Consider the following 4,207-nt stretch of genomic DNA (forward strand, 5'->3'; position numbering starts at 1 on the left):
ACTCGGAGGCGTGGTTCAAGACGTTGAAGTTCGCCCCGGTTTTCCCGGAACGCTTCGCCAGCCTCGGCGACGCCAGACGGTTCATGAATACCTTCGTCGAGGGTTACAATCACACCCACCGGCACACCGGCATCGGCCACAACACCCCCGCCGACGTCCACTATGGCCTCGCCGCCGGCAAGGCCGCCGAACAGGCGGCGACCCTCGCCGCAGCACGCGCCCGGAACCCGGAGCGTTTCAGCACCAACCTCGACCCGAAGATCCTCGCCACCCCCGACGCGGCCTGGATCAACAAGCCAGCCGACGCACAAGAAGAAGAGCCGAAACTAGCCGCCTAAACTCACGCTGGCCTCATTCACCTTGACAAATTCCGTACGCCGAAAGGTTCGGGCTGCGCCTGCCAAAGAGAACGAGGATTCGAAACTGGCCCAGGAGTCATCGACGCACCGTTCAACGTCAGCCCAATGATTCACTCAGCGCAAAGCACCGAATTCTGATCCCAGTGGCATATCCACCTCTCGACGGGTCGCATGAGCCTGACGAGGCACCACAAAAGAGTTTCGCTGGATTACCATCCTCAAGCAGGATTCAGTTTGACAAGGTCCGGCAAGATAAACACGTCGGAATCACGACAGCCCTTGCCCAAGATATCTACCTCAAACCCGTCCAGGCCGGTGAATCTGCGACACTTCGGGTACCGGACCTCTCACTGATTGCCAGCACCTTCATGCCTTTCGCGCATATCGAAGTTCTACCCGTGTCAGCCCGATAAATCGCTGGGAGCCCGTTCGACCCCTGCGTACGCTCGGCCGTTCCACGAGACGCCATTCAAGCTTAAAGACCTTCCACTTCGGCGCCCTTCGGATGGACGTTGATGGCAGATGCTGAACTCTTTAGCCCGACGGGCAAGAGATCACTACGCGGGGCACTGGTCACGCTCATTTTGGTTCTGATACGTTTGGCAAGGACATGACTTGGCCGCTCGACCAGATGGTAGAAAGCGGATGCGACGAGTACCGCAACCAAAATGGCGCAAGGGATCGCGAGCAGGACTCCCGCTGAACCGAACAGGTAGCCGAATGCAACGACGATGGGTTCATGCACGAGGTAAAGGCTGAAGGAGATCAACCCGAGCCACTGAACGGGGCGGGTACCTAGGACTCGCTTCACGGGGTGCCAAAGCATTGCAACAAAGACAACTATGCAGGCTCCAATCACGACGAGGCCGCTGGTTGCGCCTACAGCCCTCGTAGGCAACCCCATCCCAAGGCCGATCCAGTGGGTGGTCATTAACAGCAGCCCAAGAGCCAGCAACCCGCCCCACGCCATCCTTGCCCGCGTCAGCAGGTCCATCCCGTGCCCAGTGTCGCGAAGCCGTGGAAGCTCGACCGCGATAAGCGACCCAAGCATGAACATGGGTACGTAAAGAAGAAATGCGTTCTCGACTGCGCCGCCCACAGTGATAAGCCCTACACAGATAAGCGCTTTGAATGGGTTTAGACCTGGCCAGATTCGGGCGGTATATACGTACAGAGGGATAGCGAGCGAGAAGAGTATCTCCCATCGGAGTGACCATAGCGGAGATGCCAAACCACCGTTACCCAAAACGAGGGTCATGTCTCGTGCAAATGCGCCAAGTGTGACGTCAGTCGGTCGCTCACGCAGCCAATCACTGGCAACGTAGCCAACCCTCGGGACGACGACGAACGTTAGGACCGTGAAGATCACTGCCGCCCAGATTGGCACATAAAGGCGCGCGAGACGCTGAGGGTAAAAAGCTATCCACGAGAACCTGTCAGACCTGAGTACAGGCAGAGTAAGCACAATCCCGCTCAGCACGAAGAATATGAAAACGGCGCCCTTGCCCTCCCAGAGCAGATGAAACGGTGTATGCACCATCCACCACGCGAACGACCATTGGGCCCCCACCGCTTGGTTTGTATAGTAAGGAGCGGCCAGAGCCGGAACAAGCAGGAGGCTGTGATGGAGAAGAACGATTACTGCTGCTACACCCCGAAGCCCGTCAAGAGAGGTAAGGCGACCGAGTTCCTGAATCTCCGCCTTCACGCCGTCACGCCGATGTACCGGGTGAGCGCGCGTTCGCCCTCAATCGGTTTCTCAGTGACCGGATAGGAAGCGATGTTGATCGTCATAAGGACCAAATATACGGCCCACATGTGTCCAGGAGCTTGCAGGTAGGGGTTGGTCGCGTTCGCGACAAGCATCGCTGAAGCCGCTGCTCCCGACACGAGCAGGATTGGGAGCAAATCAGGGCGTCGTCGTGCTGCTCTAACGAACGCGCTGGCAGCAACAAATACGGCGAGGAGTAACACGACGGCTCCAACGAGGCCAACCTGAAAAAGAAGGAGGTGATACTGCATCTCAAAGTTCCACGGCCGTTCCTGACTGCGTGCATAACCATCGATAGTGGCACCCCATCCATGGCCGAAGATCGGCGACTCTGACCAGGCGCGAATGAGCTGGGTGACTTGCTCGTCTCGAAGACTCTCGTCGGCTGATGCGGTTGCAGTTCCCGTGAAATAGGCAATTACGCTCTCCCAGGTCCGACGCAAACTCGGGTTTGCAAGAATTGTGGGGAGCGCGAACAGCGCGACAATAAATGTGGCCAGACCGGTTAGAACTAATCTTGAGGAGATTCGCCTCTGCTTAGCTCGCCTCAAGTAGCGGGCAAGTAGCCACATTGCCAATGGAATCAGGATAAGGACCAAAACGATTGCATCCCGCCCGGCAAGCAAAGCAGCAGTGGTAGCGGTCACCGCCCCGAGCAAGGCTAGCGCCCGACTGGGAAGCAGCCGGTGCGTGGGGAGCACCGCTGCGGTAACCCACATCGGGGCGGCGGCGACGAGAGTCGACAGTCCATAAAACCTGATTGTTGTTGTTTCACCCGTCCCGTCAAATCCTCCACCAGATTCCTGGATTATGGACAGCGGAATCACTTGAGGAATCGCGCCGAGCGATCCACCGACATAGAGAATGATGCCCAACGAGGCGATAGTTGTCGCCAGGGCTGAAGTGGTGAGAATGACCTTGAGAAGCGGCTCGTCACCTGAAACGGCCCAGGCCCCAAAGACCAGCGGACCCGCAAGCCACACGAGCATCCCGTTTGCTAATCCCGGGTTGCCAATGCCGATTGTAGAGCCGTAGAGCCCGACAGCCAGCGTCAATCCAATGACAAGCCCGACCTCAAGAGAGACAGCTCGGTGACGAGTGAGGACGTTCCAAACGGAAACGGCACCAAGGACACCGACGACCGGAAGCAGCACCTCATTGTGGCCTACCGGCCGAAGCATCAGGTAGGCCAAAGACAATGGGATGCTGAAACGCGTTAGCAGGCTGGAAGACCTCATGCACTGAGTCTAGGTGGCAGAACGGCGGCGGCTGATCTCAATGTTCCTGCTTTCACCCGGCTCATATCAGACTGTTGACGCCGACCCAGAACAGGGCCAAAAGTGCCGTTTGAAAACAGGACCACTATTGATATTTCTACTATGCCGTATCGGCGGGGGCCGGTGGCTGTTCATCCGATAACTGGCGCCTTTGAGGCTGAGAACGTCGGCGTGGTGCACGATGCGGTCGATCATCGCGGACGCGACGGTCTGGTCGCCGAAGACCTCGCCCCAGCGCCCGAAGGATAAGTTGCTTGTCAGGATTAGGGACGCGTGTTCGTAGCGGCTCGCGACGAGTTGGAAGAACAGGTTCGCGGCGTCCTGATCAAATGGAATGTAGCCGACTTCACCGCACTATGCCGATATCGGCATAGTGCGATTTATGCCGAGACCGCGATTATGCCGATAAGTCTCCATGGCTTGCTCGGAATCACTTTGTTGGCGGGCCACGGGGGATGCGGCGTTTGGAACCGATCGGCATAATTACAGGCCTTCTAGGAACGCGAGCAGCGAGTCCGCGGGCTTGAATCTGCCTGGTGGCGAAGTGACCGGGGTGGTGCGTGCCAGAGCCCGTTCCTTGATCGTCATGTCAGCGTGCAGATACGCGTTCGTGGACCGGGTGTCAGCATGGCCGAGCCAGAGCGCGATGACCGTGGTGAGTCAAGTCCAAATGTGTGGTGTAACGGGTTTTCCGCGTGATTCTTGGATTTCTAGGCGCTGAGGGCGCCGAGTTCGGTTGTGGGTTCCTCCTTGTCGGTCGGGATGAGGGTGAGGCGTGAGCGGCTGAGGACGTCGAGGCC

General features: G+C 58.1%; 3 protein-coding genes and 1 pseudogene. 1 reads left to right on the forward strand and 3 read right to left on the reverse strand.

Annotated features, from left to right (window positions below; translation table 11 throughout):
- On the forward strand, positions 1-338 hold a 338-nt coding region (locus tag E3T24_RS04430), incomplete at its 5' end, for an integrase core domain-containing protein (protein ID WP_166789163.1).
- A 496-nt stretch (positions 339-834) separates the two neighbouring features.
- Here the strand turns inward: E3T24_RS04430 and E3T24_RS04435 are convergent.
- From E3T24_RS04435 to E3T24_RS04445, 3 genes and pseudogenes are all read right to left on the reverse strand, one after another.
- Positions 835-2,067 (reverse strand): acyltransferase, encoded by a 1,233-nt coding sequence (locus tag E3T24_RS04435; protein WP_134434328.1) that lies wholly within the window; start codon positions 2,065-2,067, stop codon positions 835-837.
- The gene (locus E3T24_RS04440; protein WP_134434329.1) at positions 2,064-3,368 is read right to left on the reverse strand and encodes a hypothetical protein; all 1,305 of its coding nucleotides are present in this window, start codon (positions 3,366-3,368) and stop codon (positions 2,064-2,066) included. The genes E3T24_RS04435 and E3T24_RS04440 overlap by 4 nt, the downstream gene beginning before the upstream one ends.
- 66 nt (positions 3,369-3,434) lie before the next feature.
- A pseudogene (locus E3T24_RS04445) lies at positions 3,435-3,755 on the reverse strand (ATP-binding protein); the annotation flags it as partial.
- Between the last annotated feature and the right edge of the window lie 452 nt (positions 3,756-4,207).

The organism is Cryobacterium sp. TmT2-59 (genome assembly GCF_004403545.1).
GTDB lineage: Bacteria > Actinomycetota > Actinomycetes > Actinomycetales > Microbacteriaceae > Cryobacterium > Cryobacterium shii.